Annotated in this window: 20 protein-coding genes and 1 riboswitch; of the genes, 8 read left to right on the forward strand and 12 right to left on the reverse strand. The window is 72.8% G+C overall.

The genetic code is table 11. From position 1 onward, the window contains the following. The first annotated feature begins 135 nt into the window (after positions 1 to 135). Together DFP74_RS07255 and DFP74_RS07260 are read left to right on the forward strand one after the other, a co-directional pair. The gene (locus DFP74_RS07255; protein WP_121180990.1) at positions 136 to 1,884 is read left to right on the forward strand and encodes an ABC transporter ATP-binding protein; all 1,749 of its coding nucleotides are present in this window, start codon (positions 136 to 138) and stop codon (positions 1,882 to 1,884) included. Then, positions 1,881 to 3,701, forward strand: coding sequence for an ABC transporter ATP-binding protein (locus DFP74_RS07260; protein WP_121180991.1), 1,821 nt, complete (start codon positions 1,881 to 1,883; stop codon positions 3,699 to 3,701). Before DFP74_RS07255 ends, DFP74_RS07260 begins: the two co-directional genes overlap by 4 nt. Before the next feature lie 192 nt (positions 3,702 to 3,893). Here the strand turns inward: DFP74_RS07260 and groL are convergent, their stop codons facing one another. Next, entirely contained in the window at positions 3,894 to 5,525 is a 1,632-nt protein-coding gene (gene groL / locus DFP74_RS07265) for a chaperonin GroEL (protein WP_121180992.1), read from the reverse strand. A 370-nt stretch (positions 5,526 to 5,895) separates the two neighbouring features. Between groL and DFP74_RS07270 the strand changes: the two genes are divergently transcribed. Further along, a complete protein-coding gene (locus tag DFP74_RS07270) occupies positions 5,896 to 6,078 on the forward strand; it encodes a hypothetical protein (protein WP_121180993.1) in 183 nt (60 codons plus the stop codon). Between the two features lie 27 nt (positions 6,079 to 6,105). Here DFP74_RS07270 and DFP74_RS07275 read toward each other — a convergent pair whose 3' ends face one another. The 5 genes from DFP74_RS07275 to thrC all read right to left on the reverse strand — a co-directional run bounded on the left by DFP74_RS07275 (position 6,106) and on the right by thrC (position 10,548). Beyond that, positions 6,106 to 7,038 carry an ABC transporter permease gene (locus tag DFP74_RS07275; protein ID WP_199725530.1) on the reverse strand — a complete coding sequence of 311 codons (933 nt, stop codon included), beginning with the start codon at positions 7,036 to 7,038 and terminating at the stop codon, positions 6,106 to 6,108. Beyond that, positions 7,035 to 8,009 (reverse strand): ATP-binding cassette domain-containing protein, encoded by a 975-nt coding sequence (locus tag DFP74_RS07280; protein ID WP_121180995.1) that lies wholly within the window; start codon positions 8,007 to 8,009, stop codon positions 7,035 to 7,037. Before DFP74_RS07280 ends, DFP74_RS07275 begins: the two co-directional genes overlap by 4 nt. 146 nt (positions 8,010 to 8,155) lie before the next feature. Continuing rightward, positions 8,156 to 8,749 (reverse strand): PadR family transcriptional regulator, encoded by a 594-nt coding sequence (locus DFP74_RS07285; RefSeq protein ID WP_121180996.1) that lies wholly within the window; start codon positions 8,747 to 8,749, stop codon positions 8,156 to 8,158. A 202-nt stretch (positions 8,750 to 8,951) separates the two neighbouring features. After that, a complete protein-coding gene (locus DFP74_RS07290) occupies positions 8,952 to 9,230 on the reverse strand; it encodes a ubiquitin-like small modifier protein 1 (RefSeq protein WP_121180997.1) in 279 nt (92 codons plus the stop codon). 58 nt (positions 9,231 to 9,288) lie between these two features. Next, on the reverse strand, positions 9,289 to 10,548 hold the full coding sequence (gene thrC / locus DFP74_RS07295; protein ID WP_121180998.1) for a threonine synthase: 1,260 nt from the start codon (positions 10,546 to 10,548) through the stop codon (positions 9,289 to 9,291). 13 nt (positions 10,549 to 10,561) lie between these two features. Next, positions 10,562 to 10,704, reverse strand: a riboswitch (SAM riboswitch). Positions 10,705 to 11,010: 306 nt separating this feature from the next. Between thrC and DFP74_RS07300 the strand changes: the two genes are divergently transcribed. Beyond that, on the forward strand, positions 11,011 to 12,447 hold the full coding sequence (locus DFP74_RS07300) for a trehalose-6-phosphate synthase (RefSeq protein ID WP_121180999.1): 1,437 nt from the start codon (positions 11,011 to 11,013) through the stop codon (positions 12,445 to 12,447). A gap of 95 nt (positions 12,448 to 12,542) precedes the next feature. On the opposite strand, the gene map is transcribed toward DFP74_RS07300, so the two are convergent. The 4 genes from map to DFP74_RS07320 form a co-directional block, all read right to left on the reverse strand. Next, the gene (gene map / locus DFP74_RS07305; protein ID WP_121181000.1) at positions 12,543 to 13,313 is read right to left on the reverse strand and encodes a type I methionyl aminopeptidase; all 771 of its coding nucleotides are present in this window, start codon (positions 13,311 to 13,313) and stop codon (positions 12,543 to 12,545) included. A 134-nt stretch (positions 13,314 to 13,447) separates the two neighbouring features. Then, entirely contained in the window at positions 13,448 to 14,029 is a 582-nt protein-coding gene (locus DFP74_RS07310) for a GrpB family protein (RefSeq protein ID WP_121181001.1), read from the reverse strand. Between the two features lie 245 nt (positions 14,030 to 14,274). Next, positions 14,275 to 16,464: a serine/threonine-protein kinase gene (locus tag DFP74_RS07315; protein WP_121181002.1), complete on the reverse strand. Its 2,190-nt coding sequence runs from the start codon at positions 16,462 to 16,464 to the stop codon at positions 14,275 to 14,277. A 185-nt stretch (positions 16,465 to 16,649) separates the two neighbouring features. After that, a complete protein-coding gene (locus DFP74_RS07320; protein ID WP_233570848.1) occupies positions 16,650 to 17,813 on the reverse strand; it encodes a S8 family serine peptidase in 1,164 nt (387 codons plus the stop codon). A gap of 229 nt (positions 17,814 to 18,042) precedes the next feature. Between DFP74_RS07320 and DFP74_RS07325 the strand changes: the two genes are divergently transcribed. Continuing rightward, on the forward strand, positions 18,043 to 18,327 hold the full coding sequence (locus tag DFP74_RS07325) for a DUF3263 domain-containing protein (protein ID WP_121181004.1): 285 nt from the start codon (positions 18,043 to 18,045) through the stop codon (positions 18,325 to 18,327). Positions 18,328 to 18,612: 285 nt separating this feature from the next. Continuing rightward, a complete protein-coding gene (gene otsB / locus DFP74_RS07330; protein ID WP_121181005.1) occupies positions 18,613 to 19,440 on the forward strand; it encodes a trehalose-phosphatase in 828 nt (275 codons plus the stop codon). Here the strand turns inward: otsB and DFP74_RS07335 are convergent. Then, entirely contained in the window at positions 19,409 to 20,440 is a 1,032-nt protein-coding gene (locus tag DFP74_RS07335; protein ID WP_121181006.1) for a serine hydrolase, read from the reverse strand. The genes otsB and DFP74_RS07335 overlap by 32 nt on opposite strands. 168 nt (positions 20,441 to 20,608) lie before the next feature. Between DFP74_RS07335 and argJ the strand changes: the two genes are divergently transcribed. Continuing rightward, entirely contained in the window at positions 20,609 to 21,766 is a 1,158-nt protein-coding gene (gene argJ, locus DFP74_RS07340) for a bifunctional glutamate N-acetyltransferase/amino-acid acetyltransferase ArgJ (RefSeq protein ID WP_121181007.1), read from the forward strand. 60 nt (positions 21,767 to 21,826) lie between these two features. Here the strand turns inward: argJ and DFP74_RS07345 are convergent, their stop codons facing one another. Beyond that, positions 21,827 to 23,434 (reverse strand): DHA2 family efflux MFS transporter permease subunit, encoded by a 1,608-nt coding sequence (locus DFP74_RS07345; RefSeq protein ID WP_121181008.1) that lies wholly within the window; start codon positions 23,432 to 23,434, stop codon positions 21,827 to 21,829. Positions 23,435 to 23,578: 144 nt separating this feature from the next. Here DFP74_RS07345 and DFP74_RS07350 point away from each other — a divergent pair, with 144 nt between their 5' ends. Then, positions 23,579 to 24,256: a TetR/AcrR family transcriptional regulator gene (locus DFP74_RS07350; protein ID WP_121181009.1), complete on the forward strand. Its 678-nt coding sequence runs from the start codon at positions 23,579 to 23,581 to the stop codon at positions 24,254 to 24,256. Positions 24,257 to 24,262: the final 6 nt, after the last annotated feature.

The following is a 24,262-nucleotide window of genomic DNA, read 5'->3' on the forward strand; positions in this document are numbered from 1 at the left end:
CTCCCCCACATCCGGTGTGGCCCCGGATCGTCCCTGACCTCACCCTGGCGCCGGCTCAGGGAAGCCGGGCGACCGGAACGGGCGACCGGAAAATGAGTGGCCGTTCCCCAGGACGCCGGACTAGGTTCGGTCACTGTGCGTTCACTCCCGGAGCCGCCAGGCACACCCGACCACCGGTCGCCGGACCGCTACCTGCTCTGGCTCGCCCGGCGGTCGTGGCCGTCCCTGGCCTGGTCCGGGGCCGTCAGCGGGGGCTTCTGGGTCTGCCTCACCCTGATGTCGGCGACCCTGGGCGCCGCCGTCGACTCCGGGATCGCAGGCGGGGGCACCGGCGCCCTGCTGCGGTGGTCGGCGCTCCTGGCCGGGCTCGCCGCCCTCGGCGCGGTCCTGGTGCTGCTGAGCCACCGCGCCGACTGCTTCAACTGGTACGCGTCCGCCTACCGCACGGTCCAGGTGGTGACCGGGCGCTCCGTGCGGCTGGGTCCCACCCTGACCCGCCGGCTCCCGTCCGGCGAGGTCGTGGCCGTGGGCACGGACGACATCGACCGCGTCGGCGAATTCTCCGAGAGCGCCTCCGCGCTGCCCGGGGCTCTGGTCTCCGTCGCCGTGATCAGCGCCCTCATGCTGGACTCGCACGTGACATTCGGCCTCATCGTGCTGGTGTCGGTCCCGTTGATCCTGGTGGGGATGGTGCCGCTGCTGCGCGTGTTCTCCCAGCGCCAGGAGCACCACCGCGACCGCCAGGCCGAACTGACCACCCGCTCCACCGACCTGGTCGCGGGCCTGCGCGTCCTGCGGGGCGTGGGCGGAGAGCGCACCGTGGGCGACCGCTACGCCGCCGAGTCCCAGCGGGTGCGCGCCGCCGGGGTGCGCGTGGGGTGGGCCGACGCCGCGCTCCAGTCCGTCCGCGAACTGCTGCCGGGCCTGCTGTTGGTGGGGATCGTCTGGTACGGCGCCCGGCTGGCGCTGTCCGGAGAGATCTCCGTCGGGCAGCTCGTCGCGTTCTACGGCTACACGGGCGGTCTGGCGACCGCCGTGCGCCAGCTCATGCGCGTGGCCTCCGCCTACGTGTCGGCGCGGGTGGCCGCCGCGCGGGTGGTGCGCGTGCTGCGGCTCGCCCACGACCATCCCGACCCCGAGCACCCCGCGGCCGAACCCGCCGCCCCGTGCGATCTGCGCGATCCCGCCAGCGGGGTGGCGGTGCCCGCCCTGCGCACGACGGGGGTCGTGTGCCCCGACCCGACCGACGCCACCGCCATCGCCGAGCGGCTCGGCCGCTACCGCGACGGTGCGGGCGGCGAGGCGGACGCGGTCCTGGTCGAACGCGCCACCGGCCGCGCCGTCCGCCTGCGCGACCTGCCCCGGAGCCGGGTGCGCGAGCGGATCCTGGTCGCCACCAACAGCGCCCACCTGTTCTCCGGCCGGCTGCGCGACGAGCTCTCCCCCGACGGCGGGCTGTCCGACGACGCCCTGGCCCGGGTCGTGCACGCAGCCAACGCCGACGACATCGTCCGGCAGTCGCCCTCCGGGTTCGACGCCGTGCTCACCGAGCGGGGCCGCGAGTACTCCGGTGGCCAGCAGCAGCGGCTGCGACTCGCCCGGGCCCTGGCCCTGGACCCGGAGATCCTCGTCCTGGTCGAGCCGGCCTCCGCCGTGGACGCCCACTCCGAGGCCGCCATCGCCGCGGCCCTGCCCGTCGAGCGCGCCGGGCGCACCACGGCGCTGGTCACGACCAGTCCGCTGCTCCTGGACCGCACCGACCACGTGCAGTTCGTCGAGCGGGGCCGTGTGGTGGCCCAGGGCACCCACCGCGCACTGCTCGCCTCCGTCCCCCGCTACGCCGAGACCGTCCTGCGCACCGTGACCACAGGTGGGAACCGATGACCCAGACCACCGAACGCTCCACCGCCCCGCACCTGCCCACGGTGCCGGAGTGGCAGCCGAGCGCGGGACTGCCGGTCGCGGGGGGATCGGTCGTGTGGGCCCGCCTGCGCCGGGCGGGCCGGGACCACGGCCGGACCCTGGCGGGCGTCGTCGCCCTGTACGGGGTGGCCGCGCTCGCGGCCCTCGCCGCCCCGTGGGTCCTGGGGATGCTCGTCGACGCCGTGCGCGCCGACGTCGGCACGGGCCGTGTGGACCGCCTGGCGGTCGTCATCGTCGTCGCCCTCGGCGTCAACGCCGTGTTCGTGCTCTGGTCGGTGGCCCTGTCGGTCCGGTTCGGGGAGAACCTGCTCGCCGAGCTGCGCGAGGAGTTCGTGCACGCCGTGCTGCGCCTGCCCCTGGGAACGGTGGAGAGGGCGGGCACGGGCGACCTGGTGGCCCGCACCGGGCGCGACATCGGCCACCTCAGCCACACCGTGCGCAACTCGGTGCCGCTCATGGTGGTCAGCCTGGTGTCGGTGGTCGTCTTCGCCGCCGCGCTCGCGCTGGTCCATCCCCTGCTGCTGGCCGCCTGGGTGCCGTCGGTCGCGCTCATCTGGGCGACGACCCGCTGGTACGCGCGCCGTGCCCCCGACGGGTACGTGCGCGAGTTGTCGAGCTACTCCGACCTCACGCAGAGCGTCACCGACACGGTGGAGGGCGCGCACACGATCGAGGCGCTGGGCCGCCAGGCCCGCCAGGGCGCGCTCAACGACCAGCGCGTCCACCGGGCCTACCTCGCCGAGCGCTACACGCTGTCGCTGCGCTGCGTGTGGTATCCGTCCCTGGAGCTGGGCTACCTGCTGCCGGTCGCGGTGACGTTCCTGGTCGCGGGGCTGCTGGCCGCGGACGGCGCGCTCACCGTCGGCCAGGTCGCCACGGCGGTGTTCGTGTCGATGCAGCTCGGCACCCCGCTCGACCGGCTGCTGGACGAGGTGGACAGCCTGATGATGGGGTACACCTCGCTGCGCCGGCTGCTCGGCGTGGGGATGGCCGAGGAACGCGCCTCGGCCGGTGCCGTGGCCGCCGACGGCGTGCCGCGCGCCGTGCAGGTCCAGGACCTGCGCTTCGGCTACACCGACACCGAGGTGCTGCACGGTGTCGACCTCGCGCTCCGGCCCGGGGAGCGGATCGCGGTGGTGGGTCCGAGCGGGGCGGGCAAGTCGACGCTGGGCAAGCTGATCGCCGGGATCCACCCGCCGGACTCGGGCCGGGTGCGCGTGGGCGGCACGGACCTGGCGGAGCTGGCGCCCGAGCGGCGCCGGGAACGCGTGATCCTGCTGAGCCAGGAGAGCCACGTGTTCCGTGGCAGCCTCGCCGAGAACCTGGCGCTGGCCCTGGACGGCGAGGCCGGAGCCGGGTCCGTGGACGAGGAGCGCCTGTGGCGGGCGCTGGCCGCCGTGGGCGCCGAGTCGTGGGTGCGCTCGCTCCCCGAGGGGCTGGCCACGCGGGTGGGCTCGGGCCACCAGGACCTGGACCCCGCGCACGTCCAGCAGATCGCCCTGGCCCGGGTGGTGCTGGCCGACCCGGGGGTGCTGGTGCTGGACGAGGCCACGTCCCTGATGGATCCGCGGTCGGCCCGGGACCTGGAGCGGTCCCTGGCCGGGGTCCTGGAGGGCCGCACGGTGGTGGCGATCGCGCACCGCCTGCACACGGCCCACGACGCGGACCGGATCGCGGTGGTGGAGGACGGCCGGATCAGTGAGCTGGGCAGCCACGACGAACTGCTCGCGCGCGGCGGTTCCTACGCCGACCTCTGGCACGCCTGGCACGGCGACTGAACGCCCCGCCCCGGCCCGCACCGGGACGCCGCCGAACGTTGGGGACCGGGAGGGTCGTGCCTCCCGGCCCACCCAGCACATCCGGCCCGACCGCCCTCGCGCGGCCCCGGAAACGGCGAAACCGGGCGGCCCCGAAGGGCCACCCGGTCGTCGCGGGCGGGGTCGCGTACCTGACCCCGGGAACGCGGACTCCTAGAAGTCCATGCCGCCCATGCCACCGGTCGGGTCGGCGGCCGGAGCCCCGCCCTTCTCCGGCTTGTCGGCGATGACGGCCTCGGTGGTCAGGAACAGACCAGCGATGGAGGCCGCGTTCTGCAGTGCGGAGCGGGTGACCTTGGTCGGGTCGATGACGCCGTCCTTGAACAGGTCGGTGTACTCACCGGTCGCGGCGTTGAAGCCGAAACCGGGCTCCAGGTTGCGGACACGCTCCGCCACGACGCCGCCTTCGAGGCCGGCGTTGATGGCGATCTGCTTCAGCGGCTCGGCGATGGAGCGGCGAACGATGTCGGCACCGATGGCCTCGTCGCCCTGCAGGTCCAGCTTCTCGAACGCGGGGACGCTGGCCTGGAGCAGCGCGACGCCGCCACCGGGCAGGATGCCCTCCTCGACCGCGGCCTTGGCGTTGCGGACGGCGTCCTCGATGCGGTGCTTGCGCTCCTTGAGCTCCACCTCGGTCGCGGCACCGGCCTTGATGACGGCCACGCCGCCGGCCAGGCGCGCCAGGCGCTCCTGCAGCTTCTCGCGGTCGTAGTCGGAGTCGGTGCGCTCGATCTCGTTGCGGATCTCGTTCACGCGACCGGCGATCGCGGTGGCGTCACCGGCACCGTCCACGATGGTGGTCTCGTCCTTGGTGACGACGACCTTGCGGGCGCGGCCGAGCAGGTCGAGCTCGGTGTTCTCGAGCTTGAGGCCGACCTCTTCGGTGATGACCTGGCCGCCGGTCAGCACGGCGATGTCGCCGAGCTGGGCCTTGCGGCGGTCGCCGAAGCCCGGAGCCTTGACGGCGACGGACTTGAAGGTGCCGCGGATCTTGTTCACGACGAGGGTCTGCAGGGCACCCTGCTCGACGTCCTCGGCGATGACCATCAGCGGACGGCCGGACTGCAGGACCTTCTCGACAACGGGCAGGAACTCGTTGTTGTTGGAGATCTTGGAGTTGACGATGAGGATGTAGGGGTCCTCGAGGACCGTCTCCATGCGCTCAAGGTCGGTGGCGAAGTAGGGCGAGATGTAGCCCTTGTCGAAGCGCATACCCTCGGCGAGCTCCAGCTCGAGCCCGAAGGTCTGGCCCTCCTCGACGGTGATGACGCCTTCCTTGCCGACCTTGTCCATCGCCTCGGCGATGGTCTCGCCGATCTGCGTGTCACCGGCGGAGATGGAGGCGGTGGAGGCGATCTGCTCCTTGGTCTCGACCTCCTTGGAGAGGTTGCCGAGCTCCTCGTTGATGCGAGCCACGGCGGCCTCGATGCCGCGCTTGAGACCGATCGGGTTGGCGCCCGCGGCGACGTTGCGCAGACCCTCGCGTACGAGAGCCTGGGCCAGCACGGTGGCGGTGGTGGTGCCGTCACCCGCGACGTCGTCGGTCTTCTTGGCGACCTCCTTGACCAGCTCGGCCCCGATCTTCTCCCACGGGTCCTCGAGCTCGATCTCCTTGGCGATGGAGACACCGTCGTTGGTGATCGTGGGGGCGCCCCACTTCTTCTCCAGGACGACGTTGCGACCCTTCGGGCCGAGCGTGACCTTGACGGCGTCAGCGAGCTGGTTCATGCCGCGCTCGAGGCCGCGACGGGCCTCCTCGTCGAACGCGATCAGTTTGGCTGCCATTGAGTTCTTGTCCTCCCGTGACCGGGCTGATACGCGATGGGACGAGGCGTGCGCCCGCGACGGACGACCGCGGCGCCACCGACAACCCGTCTGTCGGAACCCCGTGATCTCGCAGCCTCGATCCGGTTTAGCACTCACCTTGCTGGAGTGCTAACCGTGTCTATTTTTAGCACTCGCCCCTGGAGAGTGCAAACGATGTGGTCACGATTTCCCGACCGCGAAGACCGCCGTTCACCTGCGCATTCAACCCCGAATGAGCTGTTTTGCGCGCTCAGCGGACAGATCGGGCCGAGGACCTGCCCCCGCCTCGGACGAGGCCCGCCCCGGTGGATCCCCGCTTCGGCGATCACCAGCGACAGCGTCCGCGCGGTTGCCGGCCCAGGTCATGGATCCGGAGCTGTTCCCGGCCCTGACCGCCGTGGTCCGGGCGGGGGTACCGCTGGGCGGCACGCCGCCGCAGGGGGAGGGCCCGCCCCCGGACACCAGGTTCGGCATCGAGCGCTTCCTGGACGGCGTGCAGGCCTGGGCGTCCGAGCGGGCCTCCCTGCGGTGAGCCGTGCCCCCGCGGCCGACGCCGGGCTCAGGCGCTGATCCGCCGCGTCCTCCTCGCTCCGGCCCACAGCGCCACGACCGCGAGCCCGAGCGCGACCGCCCAGCCGAGTCCGACCGCGCTCCCCCACTCGCCGGCGAACAGCGCGCGCTCGGCGTCCACCACGTAGGCGACCGGGTTCAGGCGGGAGAGCGTGTACAGCCAGGTCGGGGCCAGGTCCATCGGCAGCAGCACGCCCGAGAGCAGCATCAGGGGCATGAGCACGGTCTGCACGATGGGCGCGAAGACGTAGGTCTGCTTGGCCACCATGGCCGCCAGGTACGAGAGCGTGGACAGTCCGATCCCCAGGACGCCGAGCAGGGCCAGCCCGACGAGCGCGCCCGCCACGGGCGCGCGGAACCCGAACGGCAGCACGATCACGAGGACGAGGGCGACCTGCACCAGCATGGTCACCACGTCGCGCAGGACCCGGCCGAGCAGCAGCGCCGCCCGGTTGGCCGGCGTCGCGAGGAGCCGTTCGTGCGCGCCCGAGGCGAGTTCCGGCAGCAGCCCGAACCCGGCGAACCCGGCGGTGAACAGGGCCAGCATCACGAACAGGCCGGGGACGAACCACTGCCAGGGGTTCTCGCCCTCCGCGCCCGCCAGTCCGGTGAGCAGGGGCGAGAACAGCACGAGGTAGAGGATCGGCTGGAGCATGCCGAACGCGAGCAGGACCGGCCGGTACAGCATCGGCCGCATCTGGCGCACGAACACGATCCACGTGTCCCGCAGCAGGTGGTCGGCCTTCGTCGACGTCGGCCGCGCGGTCGTGCCCGCGATCGTGCCTTCGACCGGGCTCGCGGCCGGACTCGCGGCCGGACTCGCGACCGGGCTCGCGGCCGGACTCGCGGCCGGACTCGCGACCGGGCTCGCGGCCGGGCTCGCGGCCGCGGTGTCGGGAGTCTCGGGGTGGTCGGCGCTCATCGGGCGTCCTCCTCGCGCAGGCTGCGTCCGGTCAGGGTCAGGAACACGTCGTCCAGGGTCGGCCGCTGGACACGGACGGCCAGCGGGGCGACGCCGGCGGCGTCGAGCGAGCGCAGCAGGTCGGTCAGGACCCGGTCGCCGCGTTCGACCCGGAAGCGCACCTCGGGGTCGTGCCCCGGCACGGCCGTGACCTCCACGGCGTTGGACGAGGGCACCAGCTCGGCGATCCGCGCGCCCTCGCGGGCGGTGGCCTCGTCCTGGACGGTGAAGGTGACCAGGTCCCCGGAGACCTTGGCCTTGAGGGCGTCGGCGGTCCCGTCGGCGATCACGCGGCCGTGGTCGATGACCAGGATCCGCTCGGCCGCGCCGTCGGCCTCGTCCAGGTAGTGGGTGGTGAGCACCACCGTCGTGCCGTACTCCGCGCGCAGGCGGGCGATGTGCTCCCACAGGTTGGCCCGGCTGTGCGGGTCGAGCCCGGTGGAGGGCTCGTCCAGGAAGAGCAGGCCGGGCCGGTGGATCAGCCCCATGGCGATGTCGAGGCGGCGGCGCTGGCCGCCGGAGAGCTTGGTCACCTCGCGGTCGGCCGCGCCGGACAGTTCCAACTGGTCCAGGAGCTCGGTCGTGCGATGGCGGGCGGTGGACCGGTCCAGGCCGTAGAGCAGCCCTTGGGCGTAGAGCTCGTCGCGGGCCCGCTGGTCCTCGCCCGCGCCGTGGCCCTGGCCGACGAACCCGATGCGGCGGCGGACCTCGGCGGGCGCCGTCCGGACGTCGTGTCCGGCGACGACCGCGGTGCCGGAGGTGGGTTCGAGCAGCGTGGTGAGCATGCGCAGGGTGGTGCTCTTCCCGGCCCCGTTGGGGCCCAGGAGCGCGACGAGTTCGCCCTCCCCGACGTCGATGTCGACGCCGCGGACGGCCTCGACCGTCTCCTTGCCGACCCGGAAGTGCCGGGTCAGGCCGCGTGTGCGGATCATACTCGCCTCCGTGTTCAAATTTGAATACGAGGACGAGTGTGCACGATCGCGACCAGATATTCAAACTTGAATAAGAGGAGTTCCGGAACCACGCCCCACCGGGCCGACCGGGCGGCGCGCGGTCACCGGTGACCCCCGTGGGCCCGTTACCCGTCGTCTCCGGGCGGCAGGCCGAAGGCCTCCGGTCCGTCGTCGGCCATGGTGTAGCGGCCCGCCTCCAGTGACGCGATGAGGTCGCGGGTCCACTCGGCGCCGGCGCCGACGGTGCGGTGCCACAGTCCGAACAGCTCGCACACGTGCTCGGGCTTGCCCCACTCCGCCCCGGGCTCCTTGAAGCCGGCCAGCTCGGCGTTCGCGGCCTCCAGGGCCGCCAGGCGCTCCTTCAACAGCTCGACGGCCTCGGCCCGGGGCAGCGAGGTCATCAGCGTGACACCCGCGAACAGCAGGGCGTGGTCGTCACCCCCGTGGCTGAGCGCCCGGCGCAGCAGCCGGTGCAGCTCCGCCTCGCCCTCAGGGGTGATCTCGTAGGAGGTGCGGTCCACGATCTCGTCGCCCTCCGCGAAGAACTCGCGGAGCCTGCCCTCCGCGGAGAGCTTGCGCAGCGCGTGGTAGATGGAGCCCCACTTGACGTTGGCCCACTCCTTGGCGCCCCAGGAGAGCAGTTCGCGGCCCACGCGGTACCCGTGCGTCTGCCCGTGCAGCCGCACCACGCCCAGGACCAACAACCGCGTCGCCGACATCGCCACCCTCACCAGTTCGGATACGCCCAGCCTACGGCGGAGCGCGACCGGGGGCGGGCGGCGGGCGACGGGCGACGGGCGACGGGCGACGAGCGGCGGGCGACGGGCGACGAGCGGCGGGCGCCCGCGTTCCCGGACACGCCAGGGCCCGGCGCCCCTGGAACGGGGGCCGGGCCCTGGCGTGTGGATCGGGGCGCGGGACTCAGCAGCCGCCGGCGACCGCGGGGATGATCGAGATCTTGGCGCCGTCGGCGACCTCGGTCTGCAGCCCCTTCTCGAAGCGCACGTCCTCGTCGCCCACGTACACGTTGACGAAGCGGCGGACCTTGCCCGCGTCGTCGAGGATGCGGGCGCGGATGCCGGGGTAGTTGGCCTCGAGGTCGTCCAGGACGTCGGCCACGGTGCCGCCCTCGGCGGTCACCTCCGCGGCGTCGTTGGTGTAGGTGCGCAGGATGGTGGGCACGCGAACGCTGGCGCTCATGGTGTCGGTTCTTCCGTTCAGTGTGTGGTGTCGAGGACTGCGCCGGGTGGCGGTCGCGCTAGGCGAGACCGGCGGCGGTGAACGCGGCCAGGGACGGCTTGACCGTCGCGGTGACCCCGGCGTCGACGGCGTTCAGGGTCTTGAGCCCGTCGCCGGTGTTGAGCACCACGGTCTCGGCCTTGGTGTCGATCCGCCCCTCGCGCACCAGCTTGCGCAGCACGCCGGTGGTGACGCCGCCCGCGGTCTCGGCGAAGACGCCCTCGGTGCGGGCCAGCAGCCGGATCGCGTCGACGACCTCGTCGTCGCCCACGTGCTCGACGGACCCGCCGGTGCGCTTGGCGATGTCGAGCACGTAGGGCCCGTCCGCCGGGTTGCCGATGGCCAGCGACTTGGCGATGGTGTCGGGCTTGACCGGCTGGATCACGTCGTGGCCCTCCTCCCAGGCCTTGGCGACCGGGGAGCAGCCGGTGGCCTGCGCACCGAAGATCTTGTACGGCCGGTCCTCGACCAGGCCGAGCTTGATGAGCTCCTGGAAGCCCTTGTCGATCTTGGTGAGCTGGGACCCGGAGGCGATCGGGATGACGATCTGCTCGGGCAGGCGCCAGCCGAGCTGCTCGGCGATCTCGTAGGCCAGCGTCTTGGAGCCCTCGCCGTAGTACGGCCGCAGGTTGACGTTGACGAAGCCCCAGCCCTCGCCGATCGGGTCGCCGATGAGCTCGGAGCAGAAGCGGTTGACGTCGTCGTAGTTGCCGTCGATGGCCACCACCTTGCCGCCGTAGACCGCGGCCATGACGACCTTGGCCTCCTCCAGTCCGGCGGGGATGAACACGCAGGACTCGAACCCGGCCCGCGCGGCGGCGGCGCCGACCGCGCCGGCGAGGTTGCCGGTGGAGGAGCAGGACAGGGTGGTGAAGCCGAAGGTGCGGGCGGCCTCGACGGCGATCGCGACCACGCGGTCCTTGAAGGAGTGCGTGGGGTTGCCGGAGTCGTCCTTGACGTGGAGCGAGTCGAAGCCGAGTTCGGCGGCGAGGCGGTCGGCCCTGACCAGCGGCGTCAGGCCGGGGTTCATGTTCGGCAGCTCGGCGACGTTCGTCGGGACCGGCAGCAGGGAGCGGTAGCGCCAGATGTTGTTGGGGCCGCTCTCGATGTCCTCGCGGGTGACGGTCCCGAAGTCGTAGGCGACTTCCAGGGGGCCGAAACAGAACTCGCAGGCGAATTTGGGAGTGAGCTCGTAGCGCTGCCCGCACTCGCGGCAGGACAGGGCGGTCCCGGGACCGAAGGAGCGGACGGAGGTGGGTTCAGCGGCGGTAATCGCCATGGCGAGGCGTCTCCCCTCATCTTCCCTGGTGGCCACCTTGACCCCAGGCCGGAGTTGGCACCTGTCTCGGTCGCCTCACGGGGAACGTGAGTCTCGCGTACCGAGATGGTTGCCGGGGCTTCGCAGGGCCGGTCCCTCCACCCCTCTGGATGAGCAATATGAAGTTTTGCGCCGATCCTGTCGGATCCGCACCGTCACTGTAACGGACGTGTCGGCCCGATTTCCACGCCGGGTGATCCGCGTTACACAATGTGACTCACATGGTGAGACGGCCCCGGTCAGGTCACGGCGCGTGCACGTGCGTTGTTTCGCCGGTGTGACCTGAGCGACCGCTGACCTGGAGCGGGTTTGGGGAGGCCGTCCGCAGGCGAAACATGAAGGAGCGCCCGACGCGCGCGCAGGCGTCGACGTACCCCGACAGCCCTACCCCAGTCGCATTCGCGCCTTCGAGAGGACGAGCACGTGGACAAGGCACAGATCCTCATCGCCTCCAACCGGGGACCGGTGTCCTTCTCGGTCTCCGACGACGGCACCCTGGAGTCCCGTCGCGGCGGTGGCGGACTGGTCTCGGGGATGATCTCCGTCGCCACCGAGATCGACGGCCTCTGGGTGTGCGCCGCCCTGTCGGACGCCGACCGGCGCGCCGCCGAGGAGGCCCCCGAGGCACGGCTGGACCGCGCCCACGACCTCGGCGGCATGCGCGTGCACATGATCGACATGCCCCGCGAGACCTTCGAGGGCGCCTACACCGGCGTCGCCAACTCCACCCTCTGGTTCGTGCAGCACATGCTGTACGACATCCCGGGCAAGCCCTCGTTCGGCTCGCACTTCCAGCGCCTGTGGGAGGACTACACCGCCTACAACAACGCGTTCGCCGAGGCCCTGGTGAGCGGGGCCGCCGACGGCGCGCGGGTGGCGGTGCAGGACTACCACCTGGCCCTGGTGCCGCGGATCCTGCGGACCCGCCGCCCGGACCTGCGCATCGCGCACTTCTCGCACACCCCCTGGGCGCCCCCGGAGTACTTCCGGATGCTGCCCGCCCAGGTCGCGCGCGAGCTGTTGGAGGGCATGCTCGGCGCGGACCGGCTCGGCTTCCTCAGCCCGCGCTGGGCCGACGCGTTCCTGCGCTGCTGCGCCGAGATCCTGCGCGCCGACGTCGACCTCGCCCGCCGCACGGTCGACTACGGCGGCCGGGTGATCAGCGTGGGCGTGCACGCCCTGGGCGCGGACGAGGCGGGGTTGAACGAGAGCGCCGCCGAGCCGGCGGTGGCCGCCCGCCGCGAGACCCTGGAGGAGATCGTCGGCGACACGCGGCTCATCGTGCGGGTCGACCGCACGGAGCTGTCCAAGAACATCGTGCGCGGCCTGGAGGCCTACCGGGAGCTGCTCACGGCGCACCCGGAGTGGCGCGGCCGCGTGACGCACCTGGCGTTCGCCTACCCGAGCCGGGGCGACGTGCCGGAGTACCGCGAGTACACCGACGCGGTCCTGCGCGTGGCCAAGGAGATCAACGAGGAGTTCGCGACCGCCGAGTGGACCCCGCTGGTGCTGGAGGTCAACGACGACTACCCGCGTTCGCTGGCGTCGTTCCAGCTGGCCGACGTCCTGCTGGTCAACCCGGTCCGGGACGGGATGAACCTCGTGGCCAAGGAGGGGCCGGTGCTCTCCAAGCGGGACTCGGTCCTGGTGCTCTCGCGGGAGGCGGGCGCCGCCGACGAGTTGGGCGAGCACGCGCTGCTGGTCAACCCGTTCGACACGGTCGAGACGGCGGAGGCCCTGCACCAGGCCCTGTCGATGGACGAGGTCGAGCGCCGCAAGCGCCGCGAGGGCCTGCGGGAGGCGGCGGTGGCGCTGCCGCCGCGCAAGTGGTTCCAGGACCAGCTGCGCTCCCTCGGGTAGGCGCGGGGCGCTCCGCGCTTCCGGCGCTTCCGGCGCGTCTGGCCGTCCCGCGCGGCTCGCGGCCAGTCCCGTACGCCTCGCGGCCGCCCGCGTGCCTACCTCGGCAGGGTGATGATCTCGGCCCCGTCGTGGGTGATGGCGATCGTGTGCTCGCTGTGCGCGGTCCGGCAGCCCGTCGCGCTGCGCAGCGTCCAGCCGTCGGGGTCGGTGACGAGCTCGGCGGTGTCGGCCATGACCCACGGCTCCAGGGCGAGCATCAGGCCGGGGCGCAGCTTGTAGCCCCGGCCGCGCCGTCCGGTGTTCGCCACGTGCGGGTCCTGGTGCATCGTCGATCCGATGCCGTGGCCGCCGAACTCGGTGTTGATCGGGTAGCCCTCCGCGCTGAGCACCGCGCCGATGGCGTGGGAGATGTCCCCGGTGCGGGCCCCCGGCCCGGCGGCGGCGATCCCCGCGCTCAGCGCGCGTTCGGTGGCGCGGATCATCGCGACGCTCTCGGGCGGCCGTGACTCGCCCACGATGAAGCTGATGGCCGCGTCCGCGGCGACGCCGCCCAGGGAGACGGCGAGGTCGAGTGTCAGCAGGTCGCCGTCGGCGAGCGCGTAGTCGTGCGGCAGTCCGTGGAGCACGGCGTCGTTGACGCCCGTGCAGATGTAGTGGCCGAACGGGCCGCGCCCGAAGGAGGGCGCGTAGTCGACGTAGCAGGACTGCGCGCCGGCCTCCTGGATCATGGCCTGGGCCCACTGGTCGATGTCCAGCAGGTTCGTGCCGACCGTGGTACGGCTGCGCGCCGTGCGCAGGATGTCGGCGACCAGGGCGCCCGTGTCCCTCGCTCGTGACACCTCGGCGGGGCTCAGGATCTCGACCATGCGGCGCCTTCCTCACGCAACCAATAACTATACCGGCCACACTCTACCGGCCCCGGGCATGACTCGGAGCGCGTCCGCCGTCGGTGGAACGGGACGCGCTCCCGGTGCTGCCGGCCCTCGGCCGGCGGAGGGTCCTACTCGGCGGCCGCCACCTCGGCGAGGATCTCCTCGATGACGCCGGACTTGGCGTCGGCGTAGTCCTGGACGCGCTGCCAGGTGCGCTCGGCCAGTTCCCGCTTGCGGGCGGTGTAGCGCTCGCGCGCGCCGGGGTCCGCGATGAGGCGGTCACGGAAGCGGAGCATCCGGTCCACCTCCGCGCAGCCCTCACCGAACACGTGCAGGTTGAGGTTGACGTCGGGGCCCTTGAAGAGCCGGTGCTCGAACCAGTCGGGTTCGCGGATGACCAGGGAGTATCCGGCGGTTTGGAGGTCGGCGGCGTAGGCGGGTTCGTCGGAGGCGTCGGCGACGACGAGAAGGATGTCGACGCAGGGCTTGGCGGGCAGGCCCGACACCGCGGTGGAGCCCACGTGCTCGATCCGCAGGGCGCGCTCGCCCAGCGCCCCGCGCACGCGCGCCGCCTCCCGCTTGAACAGGTAGGGCCACTTGGGGTCATAGGGAATGATGTGCACACGCCCATTGACGAGGTTGCGTGACTCGGGGGCCTCGCGCACGGGCTCGCCTCGTGAGGGCAACGGAGACGCTTCAAGGGGTGACATTCCACAAAGCCTTCTCCGCTCGTCCGCCCACGTCAAGGCATCTGACGGTGCTTACATATGCACATGCACGACTTTCTCACGATGTGTCGACGCCGCCGTGACCATGAGCGACGGCGGGCGCGGCGGGCGCACACTCCGGCACCATGCGCACACTCTCGTGGTCTGGCGTCACGCCGGCGGAAGGCCCCCTGAGGGCGCGGGGCTCGCGTCGCCGTCCGCCCGCCCTCGCTCCGCCCCGTGTGCGCTCACCGCGTGCCGGGACGCGGCGCACGGCTCCTGAGCGCGTGCAGCCGGCGCGTCTCCCTGCCCAGTTCGGCGGCCGCGGCGTCGGCCCGGTCCGCCTTCTCCGCGGCCCCCTCCACGGCGGGGTACAGGTCCTTGCCCTCCCCCTCGCTCGGGACTTCCGCTTCCTTCAGCACCAGGTGGTGGACGAGCGCGAAGACGCCGAAGTAGGCCACGACGGCCAGGACCAGCCCCCACCAGAAGCGCGGCCAGTCGAAGGAGACCAGTCCTCCGCCCGCGACCGTGATGAGGAGGACTGCCGCGGCGGCCGCCCCCAGGTAGCCGCCGAAGTTCTGGCCCCGGGACCGCGCCCGTTCCCGGTTCGCGTAGTCCTGGAGGCGCCGCTTCTCACCTTCGAGTTCGCGCCCCCGATCGGCGAGGGCATGGAGGGCGGGCGCGAACACGGGGATCACCATCGCGCGCCCGATCCGCTCCGCCAACGGCGCCGTCGCGGGGGGCACCTCCGGCAGGGTCGACCGCCACAGCGTGGGCACGCGGGCGCGGTGCCGCTGGACGTTCTCGCTCCAGGCCCGCGGCGCGAGGGCCGCGAGGACGAACGGGGTCTCGGCGACCTCCTCACCGATCCGGTCGCCGACGCCGTCCGGATCGGACAGCCACGACACGTAGGGAGCGCTCGCGGTGAGGTAGACGCCCAGTGCCGACCGCACCGTCTCCGCCAGCCGCCGGTACTCGTCGCAGCCGCTTCCCGCCCCGCAGGTGTGGGCGGCGTCCTGGCAGCCGTGCTCGGCCATCACCTCCAACACCTCCAGGGAGACGTCGAGGCCGGAGTCCATCGCGTCCGGCGTCCGCTCGGCGGCCTCCCGCAGCGCGGACAGCGGGAGTTCCCGCCCCTTGTAGGCGGGAGGCAGATCCGGCCGCACCTGGGCGATGAACCGGGCGACCGCGAGGTCGGCGTCCGCCGGCCGCCGGCGAAAGAGGCCGCGGTCGATCCGCGCGTCCCGGAGGTCCTCGATCACCCAGGCGGCCAGGGCCGCGCGCTCGTCGGGGTCGGCGAAGACCTCGGCCGCGGCCCGCGGGTTCGCCCACATCGCCTCGGCCAGCGTGTCCGACCGGTCGTGGAACCGCCCGGCGAACGTGAACGGAGGGACCGGCTCCGGGGAGGCCGGCGCGTCCGACCGGAGCGGCGCACCGGACCGCTCCCTGGCGGGAGTCCGGTCCTGCTCCGGGGCCGCGGGTGTGCCGGAGTCCGCGGGCGATGCCACCGGGGCCCCGACCTGGGGCCGAAGCGTCTCACGCAGAGTCGGCTGGAGGAGCGTCCCCTCCGGCGTGACGATCCGGGTCGCGACCGCGTCCTCCGTCTCCTCCGCCTCCACTGCCGCCTCGGCGGCCGTGCCGTGCCCGGGGCGCCCGAGGAGCGTGTCGAGGATCTGGTGCGCGCTCGGACGGCGTTCCGGTGCCTTCTCCAGGCAACGAAGGACGAGCTCTCGCAGGTGCGAGGGGACCGCCGAGCCGTCCGGCTCGTCCATCAGGATCTTCTTGATGACCGCCGTCTGGCTGTGACCGGCGAAGGCGTGGCGCCCGCTCGCGGCGTAGATCATGACCGCGCCCCAGGCGAAGACGTCCAGGGCCGGGGTGAGCCGGGCCGCGTCCTCCAACTGCTCGGGCGCCATGTAGTGCAGTGTCCCGATCCTGGACGTGGCGGTGAAGCCCGCCGTCTCCTCGAACGCCCTGGCGATCCCGAAGTCGATCACCCGCGGGCCGTCCGGGCCCAGCATGATGTTCTCGGGCTTGAAGTCGCGGTGCACGACCCCCGCGCCGTGGATCGCGGACAGCGCCGTCGCCGTGGACACGGCCAGGCGCTGGAGGGCGCCGTCGCCGCGCGGGCCCTCGGAGTCGATCTCCTCCGCGAGCGTGCGCCCCTCGATGTACTCGGTGGCGATCCACGGCCGCGCGGCGTGGGGGTCGGCGTCCAGGACCTGGGCCACGCAGAAGGGGCTGACGCGCCGCGCGGCCTCCACCTCGCGGGCGAACATCTGCGCGAAGCGCGGATCCGTGTCCGGAGCGAGGTGCAGGAGCTTCACCGCGGCCAGACCACCGCCCGGAGCCCGCGCGAGGTGCACGGAGCCGAACCCGCCACGGCCGAGCTCCCTGATGAGCCGGTAGCCACCGACATCATCGACACCCGCGTCCACGCCTCACCACGCCCCACATGTCCCTGTCGCGCCGGAAATCCGGTCCCTGACGTGTATACCGCCCCGGCGCACGCGGTGGAAGGGCGGGTACCGCGCCCTTGCGGGCGCCGCACCGACGGGACGTGGACCGCGGGCGCGGCGGCGGGGCGGCACCGCCACGGCACCGGGTGTGGTGACCTGGGGCGTCAGGCGCCGCGGCGCGGCTTGCGGCGGCGGCCGCCCTTCTGCCTGCGGCGGCTCTCCGGCCCGGACTCGGCCGCGCGCTCGGCCGCGATCCGCTCGTCCTCCGCGGCGCGTTCGGCCTTGACGCCGTAGGGGTCGGCGCTGGAGCGGCGCACCCACACGACCAGGAGCAGGACCCCCAGCACGAGCACGGCGCCGATGCTGGCGAACCACGCCCACACCGGGACGCCACCGCCCTCGTCGGCGCGGTCGGCCAGGTCCTCGTCGATCATCGGGACGTCCTCGGCCGTCCCGCCCGCCTCGGCGTCGGCGGTGGGCACGTGCAGGGCGGGCAGCCCGTCGGGGCCCTGCTGGGACCCCTCGACCAGCGCCGTGCGGATCTCGGCCGGGCCCAGCTGGGGGTAGTGCGTGCGCAGCAGGGCGGCCGCGCCGGCGGCCATGGCGGCCGCGTAGGGGGTGCCGGTGACCTGGGCGGCGCCCAGCTCGGGGTCGGCGGTGTCCAGGTCGGCTCCCGGCGCGGTGAGGTCGATCGCGCCGGCCTCGGCCGAGTCCGGGATGAGCGCGCCGTCCTCGTCCACGCCCGCCACGGCCAGAACGTTGGGGTCGTCGCCGCCGTCGGCGGGCCCCACGACCAGCGCGCCGGACCCGGCGGCCTCCTCGGTGGCCGCGGCCAGGTCGTCCCCGCCGTCGTTCTCCGGCAGCAGGATGACCGGCGCGCCCTCGTTCGCCGCGTGCCGCACCGCCCCGGGCAGGTCGTCCTCGGTCGGCAGCGCGAGCAGCGCGGCGTCCGGCGCCGCGCCGAGCACACCGCCGTCGGCGTCCATGCCGTGCCCGTGCGCGGCCACGAGCGCGGCCGCGGCGGTACCGGTCACCTCATCGCCACCCTCGCCGAACTCGGTGTCGACGGTGAGGTTGTCGCGCAGGTCCGGGTGGTCCTCGACCACGGCGAACCCCGGCAGGGCCACCGTGGTGCCCTCGCCCTGTGTTTCCTCCCACACGTCCGGGGCGCCGATGGAGATCAGACCCCACTGCTCCGGCCGGAAGTCGGGGATGTCGTCGGCCGCGACGGGGGCCGGTGCGAACCCGAACACGGCCGCGGCCGTGCCGGCCACCGCCGTTCGTAGGTGACGTTTGTGCGTCCTGTTGCGGCTGTTGCCCCCGAGCACGTCAGGCTCCCTCAAACGATGCGGTCGGCGTTCTCCCCGGCCCTCCCCGGACCCTCCACATCCTGCCATGAGCACAGGTTTCCGGCGCGAACAAGGGACTCGTGGTCAGGGAACGCAACTGTATCCCCGGTGCCAGTCCTGGGCTTTCCCCTCCGCACGCGGCATGTCGAGTCGCTAGCATGAGTCGCGCCGATCCGGACAAACCAATTTCCCGTCCAGGGGGTGTCCCATGCCGAATATCGGTCCGACCGACCACGGTCAGTCGGCTCTCGCCGAACGCGAACAGCGCATCCTCGCCTTCGAACGCCAGTGGTGGAAGTTCGAGGGTTCCAAGGAGCAGGCGATCCGTGACGAGTTCGGGTTCTCCGCGACCCGTTACTACCAGCTGTTGAACGGGTTGGTGGAGCGCCCCGAGGCGCTCGCGTTCGACCCGCTCACCGTCAAGCGGCTGCGCCGTCTGCGCGCCGACCGCCGCCGCCAGCGCAATGCCCGCCGCCTGGGCATACAGCTCTGACGGCGTTCCGTCCCCACACACCGCGGCCACCGTGTTCTCCGGCCCCCGTCGGCGCCGACGCTCCGCATGAGGAAGGTCGACGCCCGCCGGGCGTGTCGCGCGGGCCATCCCCGCGCCACCCCGTTTGCCCACCGCACACGGCCGTCCCATCCCCCACGGCCGTCCCATCCCCCACAGCCGACGATCCCCCGACACAGGGGCCTGGACCGGAACGGGCGGGGGCGCGCCGATAGTCTGGCGTCCCCTGCCCGCCGCCGTGACCCGTCCCCTCCGGAGAGGTCTGCGATGTCCCTGCCCCAGCCGAGCACGGACGCCGGACGCGCCGCGCTCACCGCGCTTCTGGCCGAACCGGCCACCGCCCTGGTCGCCTTCGACTTCGACGGCACGCTCGCGCCGATCGTCGACGATCCGCGCGAGTCCGCCCCCTACCCCGGGATCGTGGCGACGCTGGCCGCGCTGTCCCCGCTCATCGGCACGATCGCGGTGATCACCGGCCGCGCCGCCGCCACCGTGGTCGACCTGGGCGGGCTGGAGCGCGTCCCGAACCTGACCGTGCTCGGCCACTACGGCGCCGAGCGCTGGTCCGACGGCGAGCTCGTCGCCGCCGAGCCCCCGCCCGGCGTGGAGCTGGTCCGCGCCGAGCTGCCCGGCCTTCTCGCCCGCGTCGGCGCCCCCGAGGGCACCTTCATCGAGGACAAGGGCCGTTCCCTGGCGGTGCACACCCGCCGCACCTCCGAACCCGACGCCGCCCTGGCCCGGCTCGCCCCTCACCTGGAGGAGCTCGCGGCCCGCGCCGACCTGCGGGTGGAGCCCGGCCGGATGGTGATCGAGCTTCGTCCACAGGGTGTGGACAAGGGCGCCGCACTGACCGCGCTCGCCACCGCGGCGGGCGCCAGGACCCTGCTGTACGGCGGTGACGACCTCGGCGACCTGCCCGCGTTCGACGCGGTGCGCGAGCTGCGCGCGGCGGGGACCCCCGGCCTGACCGTGTGCGCGTCCTCCAGCGAGGTCACCGCCGTGGCCGAGGCCGCCGACCTCGTCGTCGACGGCCCGGCCGGACTGGCCGCGTTCCTCACCGCCCTCACGGATTCGATCCGTGCTCCTGCGGCGTGAGCGCGTTGCGCGCCGCCGCCCGCAGGTCCACCAGCCCCGTCCGGTCCCGCCCGTAGTGCACGGCGTTGGTCAGCACGCCCACGTAGCGGCCGCTGGCCGGATGCAGGAACAGACTGGTCCCGGTGAACCCGTTGTGGTAGACCACGCCCTCCTGGGTGATCAGCCAGCCCAGGCCGCGCCACAGGCCCTGCCCGGCGTCCACGTGCGGCTGCCAGCTCGCCCGCACGTACGACGACGGCATGGCCCCGTCGCCGCCCTCGTGCATCCGCAGGACCTCGCGCGCGAAGGCGCCCAGGTCGATGGCGGTGGTGAACATGCCCGCGTGCCCGGCGACCCCGCCCATGAGCGCCGCCGCCTCGTCGTGGACCACGCCCCAGGTGGGCGCGGCCCCGGCCAGGCGGCGCTCGGTGGGCGCCACCCCGGGTGAGCGGGCGAGCGGCCCGTAGCTCGTGGAACGCATCCCCAGCTCGTCCCACAGGTCGCCCGCCAGGCGGTCCAGCCCCGTCCCGTACAGGCGCTCCAGGAGCAGGCCGAGCACGATGAACCCCCGGTCGACGTAGGCGTACCCCGGGTCCTCCAGCGGGTCGGCCAGCAGCGCCCGGGCCAGGTCCTCGTCCGTGCCCACGTACCGCTCCAGCCACGTGACCGGATTGAGCCGACTCGTGTGGGTCAGGATCTGCCGGGTGGTGACTCCGCCTCCGGGTAGGTCCTCCACCGGCAGGTATTCGGACATCGGTGCGTCCAGGTCCAGCATTCCCTCGGCGACCGCCTGGCCCACGAGCGGCCACGTCGCCATCACCTTGGTCAGACTCGCCGCGTCGTAGGCGACGTCCGGGGCGGTGTCGTCCTCCTCGTCCACGCGACCGACCGCGACGAACTCCCACATGCCGCCCGTGCCGATGACGGCGGCACCGCCCGGCAGCCACTGGGCGTCCACCATCACCTTCAGGACGCCTCTGATCTGCGCTCCCGTCTCCGTGAGCCAGTCACCATCACGCACAACACGCCTCCCCCCGGGTGTCCACTCGCATTCGGCGGATACCCCGTTACCGGAGTCTTGTCACTCCGGCGCCACGTCCGTACAGGACGAAACCCTCGCAGGTCGTAGCCGTAATCAGGGCGGGGCACGCGGGTGAGTAGTCTGACGCCACGAAGCCCGAGGAGGATGATGAGCAACCAGACCCCCGTACCCGCCGGTTTCCGCGGCGTGGCGGGCAACATCGGGATCAAGGATCCCAAGGACGACTTCTTCGCCGTCGTCTCGGAGGTCCCCGCCCACGTGTCCGCGGTGTTCACCCGCTCCCGGTTCGCCGGGTCCAGCGTGGTCCTGAGCCGCCGCGCCGCCGCCGACGGCCGCGCCCGCGGGGTCACCGTCATCGCCCGCAACGCCAACGTGGCCACGATGACCGGCGAGGCCCACGCCCGCGAGGTGCAGGAGCGTGTGGCCCGGGCGGCGGGGGTGGAGCCGGAGGAGCTCCTCATCGCCTCCACCGGGGTGATCGGCGTTCCCTACCCCATGGACAAGGTCCGGGCCTTCCTGGACGGCCTTCCCGCGCAGTTCCCCCCGGCCGACCTCGACCGCTCGGCGGCGGCGATGATGACGACCGACACCGAGCCCAAGGCGGTCTCGGCCAAGGTCGGGGCCGCGACGATCACCGGCATCGCCAAGGGCGTCGGCATGATCGAGCCGAACATGGCGACCATGCTGGCCTGGTTCTTCACCGACGCCGAGCTGGAGCAGCCGGTCCTGGACGCGGTGTTCCGCCGGGTCGTGGACCGCACGTTCAACGCGCTGAGCATCGACACCGACACCTCCACCAGCGACTCCGCGGCGATCTTCGCCAACGGGCTGGCGGGCGGGGTGGACGCCGACGCGTTCGAGTCGGCGCTCTACGACGTGGCGCTGGCGCTGGTGCGCAAGATCGCCTCCGACGGCGAGGGCGCGGGCAAGCTGTTGGAGGTGCGCGTCACGGGCGCGCGCGACGACGCCCAGGCCAAGCGGGTCGCCAAGTCCGTGGTGAACTCGCCGCTGGTCAAGACGGCCGTGCACGGCGCCGACCCCAACTGGGGGCGGGTGGCGATGGCGGTCGGCAAGAACGACGCGGAGACCGACATCGTGCCGGAGAAGGTGCGGATCGTCTTCGGTGACGTGGAGACCTTCCCGACCCCGGCCACCGGCGAGACCCTGGCGCGCGCCGCCGAGCACATGAAGGGCGACGAGGTCGTCATCAGCGTCGACCTGGGCATCGCCGGCGGCGCGTTCACCGTCTACGGCTGCGACCTGACCGACGGCTACATCCGGATCAACGCCGACTACACGACCTGACCGACAGACGGCGGAGGGGGAGGACCCGCGGACGGGCCCTCCCCCTCGGTCGTACACCCCTCAGACGTGGACGGCGGGCACGGCCGCACCCTCGGACTCCTCGTCCTCGGAGCCCGCTCCGGTCATCCCGCCGCGCATGAACAGGGACATCACCGCGGACAGCGCCAACAGGGCCGCGGCGATCCCGAACGCCCACTGCAACCCGCTGAGGAAGGCCAGGTTGCTGGCCTCGGTGACGGCGGCGGCGACGTCGGGGGCGGCGCCCTCGGGCACCACGGCCCCGCCCTGCGCGACCGTGCTCTGGTCGGCCCGCAGCTCGTCGGCGCCCGGAGCGGGCAGGCCGGCGTCGGCCAGGCGCCCGGGCAGGGTGGAGATGATCGTCGCCGACATCACGGCGCCCAGCACCGCGGTCCCCAGGGACCCGCCGAGCTGCATCGCGGCCTGCTGGACCGCGGAGGCGACCCCGGCGAACCGCATCGGCGCGGCGCCGATGATCGCGGCCGTGGCACCGGTCATCACGAGGCTGAGGCCCATGCCGAGCAGGATGAAGGCCGCCGACAGGTAGACCACGGAGGTCTCCATGGTCAGCCGGGAGAGCATGAACATGCCCATCGTGCTCACCACCAGACCCGCGGCGGTGGGGATCCGGGGCCCGACGCGGTCCAGGATCCGGCCCGCGATGGGCGAGGTGATCGCCATCATGCCGGTCATCGGCAGCAGCTGGAGACCGGTCTGCGCCGGGCTCATCCCGCGCGCGCCCTGCAGGTAGAAGGTGATGAAGAACAGCGACCCCATCAGGCTGACCGCCATGAACACCATGATCACGGTGCCGATGGAGATCGACGGGTTGGCGAACAGCGCCAGCGGGACCAGCGGGTGTTTCGGACGGCGTTCCCACAGCACGAACAGCACGCCCACGACCACGGCCGCGCCGAGCGATCCGAGGGTGACGGGGGCGCCCCACCCCGCGGTCGGCGCCTCGACCAGCGCCCACACTAGCGCGAAGATGGCGACGCTGAGCAGGATGATGCCGGGGACGTCCATGCGCGAGCCGGGGTCGGTCGCCTGGTTGGGCCGCAGCAGCCACAGGCTGAGCCCCAGGGCGATCGCGCCGACCGGGACGTTGATGTAGAACACCGCCTCCCAGCCGAACGCTCCCACCAGGACGCCGCCGAGGATCGGTCCGCCGGCCGTGGCCGCGCCGATGAGGCTGCCGAAGACGCCGAAGGCCCGGCCGAGCTTCTCCGGCGGGAAGCTGGAGCGCAGCAGGCCCATCGCGGCGGGCAGCAGCAGGGCGCCGAAAACGCCTTGCAGGACGCGGAACACGACGAGCATGATGACGCCGAAGGAGAGCGCGATCGCCACCGAGGACAGGACGAATCCCACGACTCCCACGAGGTAGGTGCGCCGGTGGCCGAAGCGGTCACCGAGCTTGCCCGCGGTGATGAGGAAGACGGCGAGCCCGAGCAGGTAGCCGTGCGTGACCCACTGGAGTTCGGCGAGCGAGGCGCCCAGGGACGCCCCGATGGCGGGGTTGGCGACCGCGACGATCGTGCCGTCCAGGGCCACCATCATCACGCCGAAGGCGATGGCGACCAGGGTGCCCCAGGGGCTGTTCCTCAGTCCTCCCGCCCGGGTGGTCGGTGGGGCGGTGGTCTGTGCGGTCATGGGGTCCCCTTGCGGTCGCGACGTCTGCCGCAAGATTATGGCAACCACTGACACTTGTCAGCAACTGACTTTTGTCTGTGACTGACCTTACATCGGGCGCGCTGGTATGCTCCAGGCAGAACGACCCCTGGTGGAGGCACGGCGATGAGCGCGACGAGCACCGAGGCACCGACCGGCGGCCTGCGCGAACGCAAGAAGGCCCAGCTGCACGACGCCCTGCTCGACACCGCGCTGCGCCTGTTCCACGAGAACGGCTACCAGGCGACCACCACCGAGGAGATCGCCGCCCGGGTGGGGGTCTCCCAGCGCACGTTCTTCCGCTACTTCCCCTCCAAGGAGGACCTCCTCCTGGAGGCGCTGGAGGGCGTGGACCAGCACCTCTTCGACGCCCTGCGCGAGCGCCCCTGCGGCGAACCCCCGCTCGTCGCGCTGCGCAACGCGCTCAGCGACCAGTGGGACCGCGTCGACCGCGCGTCCATGATGCTGCGGGGCGGCGCCGCCAAGCTGATGAAGCAGAGCCCCGAACTCCTGGCCACGCACATGCGGTACTGCCACGTGCGGCAGAAGCAGCTCGCGGCCGTGGTCGCCGAACGCGCCGGGGTCGACCCGGCCACCGACCCGCGGCCGGACCTGGCGGCCGCGGTGTTCTACGCGGCGGTGAACACGGGGGTCGGCGCCTGGTTGGCCGCCGAATCCGACTTCGACGAGCTGCCGCGGGCGTGCCTGCGGCAGTTGGACCTGCTTCCCGAGGTGCTCGACGGCGACTGGGGCACGCCGGACCGGACCTGCGGGCCCGGCCGCTCCACGGCGCCACCGAGCTGACCCGTC

The sequence above is a fragment of the Nocardiopsis sp. Huas11 genome (assembly GCF_003634495.1).
GTDB lineage: Bacteria > Actinomycetota > Actinomycetes > Streptosporangiales > Streptosporangiaceae > Nocardiopsis.

What these genes read in the sequence shown, in the direction of transcription:
- groL (WP_121180992.1), bottom strand. Translation starts at nt 5,525, where the DNA reads ATGGCAGCCAAACTGATCGCGTTCGACGAGGAGGCCCGTCGCGGCCTC.
- thrC (WP_121180998.1), bottom strand. Translation starts at nt 10,548, where the DNA reads ATGGCGATTACCGCCGCTGAACCCACCTCCGTCCGCTCCTTCGGTCCC.
- map (WP_121181000.1), bottom strand. Translation starts at nt 13,313, where the DNA reads ATGGTCGAGATCCTGAGCCCCGCCGAGGTGTCACGAGCGAGGGACACG.
- DFP74_RS07285 (WP_121180996.1), bottom strand. Translation starts at nt 8,749, where the DNA reads ATGTCGGCGACGCGGTTGTTGGTCCTGGGCGTGGTGCGGCTGCACGGG.
- argJ (WP_121181007.1), top strand. Translation starts at nt 20,609, where the DNA reads ATGAGCAACCAGACCCCCGTACCCGCCGGTTTCCGCGGCGTGGCGGGC.
- DFP74_RS07290 (WP_121180997.1), bottom strand. Translation starts at nt 9,230, where the DNA reads ATGAGCGCCAGCGTTCGCGTGCCCACCATCCTGCGCACCTACACCAAC.
- DFP74_RS07325 (WP_121181004.1), top strand. Translation starts at nt 18,043, where the DNA reads ATGCCGAATATCGGTCCGACCGACCACGGTCAGTCGGCTCTCGCCGAA.
- otsB (WP_121181005.1), top strand. Translation starts at nt 18,613, where the DNA reads ATGTCCCTGCCCCAGCCGAGCACGGACGCCGGACGCGCCGCGCTCACC.
- DFP74_RS07310 (WP_121181001.1), bottom strand. Translation starts at nt 14,029, where the DNA reads ATGTCACCCCTTGAAGCGTCTCCGTTGCCCTCACGAGGCGAGCCCGTG.
- DFP74_RS07350 (WP_121181009.1), top strand. Translation starts at nt 23,579, where the DNA reads ATGAGCGCGACGAGCACCGAGGCACCGACCGGCGGCCTGCGCGAACGC.
- DFP74_RS07275 (WP_199725530.1), bottom strand. Translation starts at nt 7,038, where the DNA reads ATGAGCGCCGACCACCCCGAGACTCCCGACACCGCGGCCGCGAGCCCG.
- DFP74_RS07260 (WP_121180991.1), top strand. Translation starts at nt 1,881, where the DNA reads ATGACCCAGACCACCGAACGCTCCACCGCCCCGCACCTGCCCACGGTG.
- DFP74_RS07345 (WP_121181008.1), bottom strand. Translation starts at nt 23,434, where the DNA reads ATGACCGCACAGACCACCGCCCCACCGACCACCCGGGCGGGAGGACTG.
- DFP74_RS07280 (WP_121180995.1), bottom strand. Translation starts at nt 8,009, where the DNA reads ATGATCCGCACACGCGGCCTGACCCGGCACTTCCGGGTCGGCAAGGAG.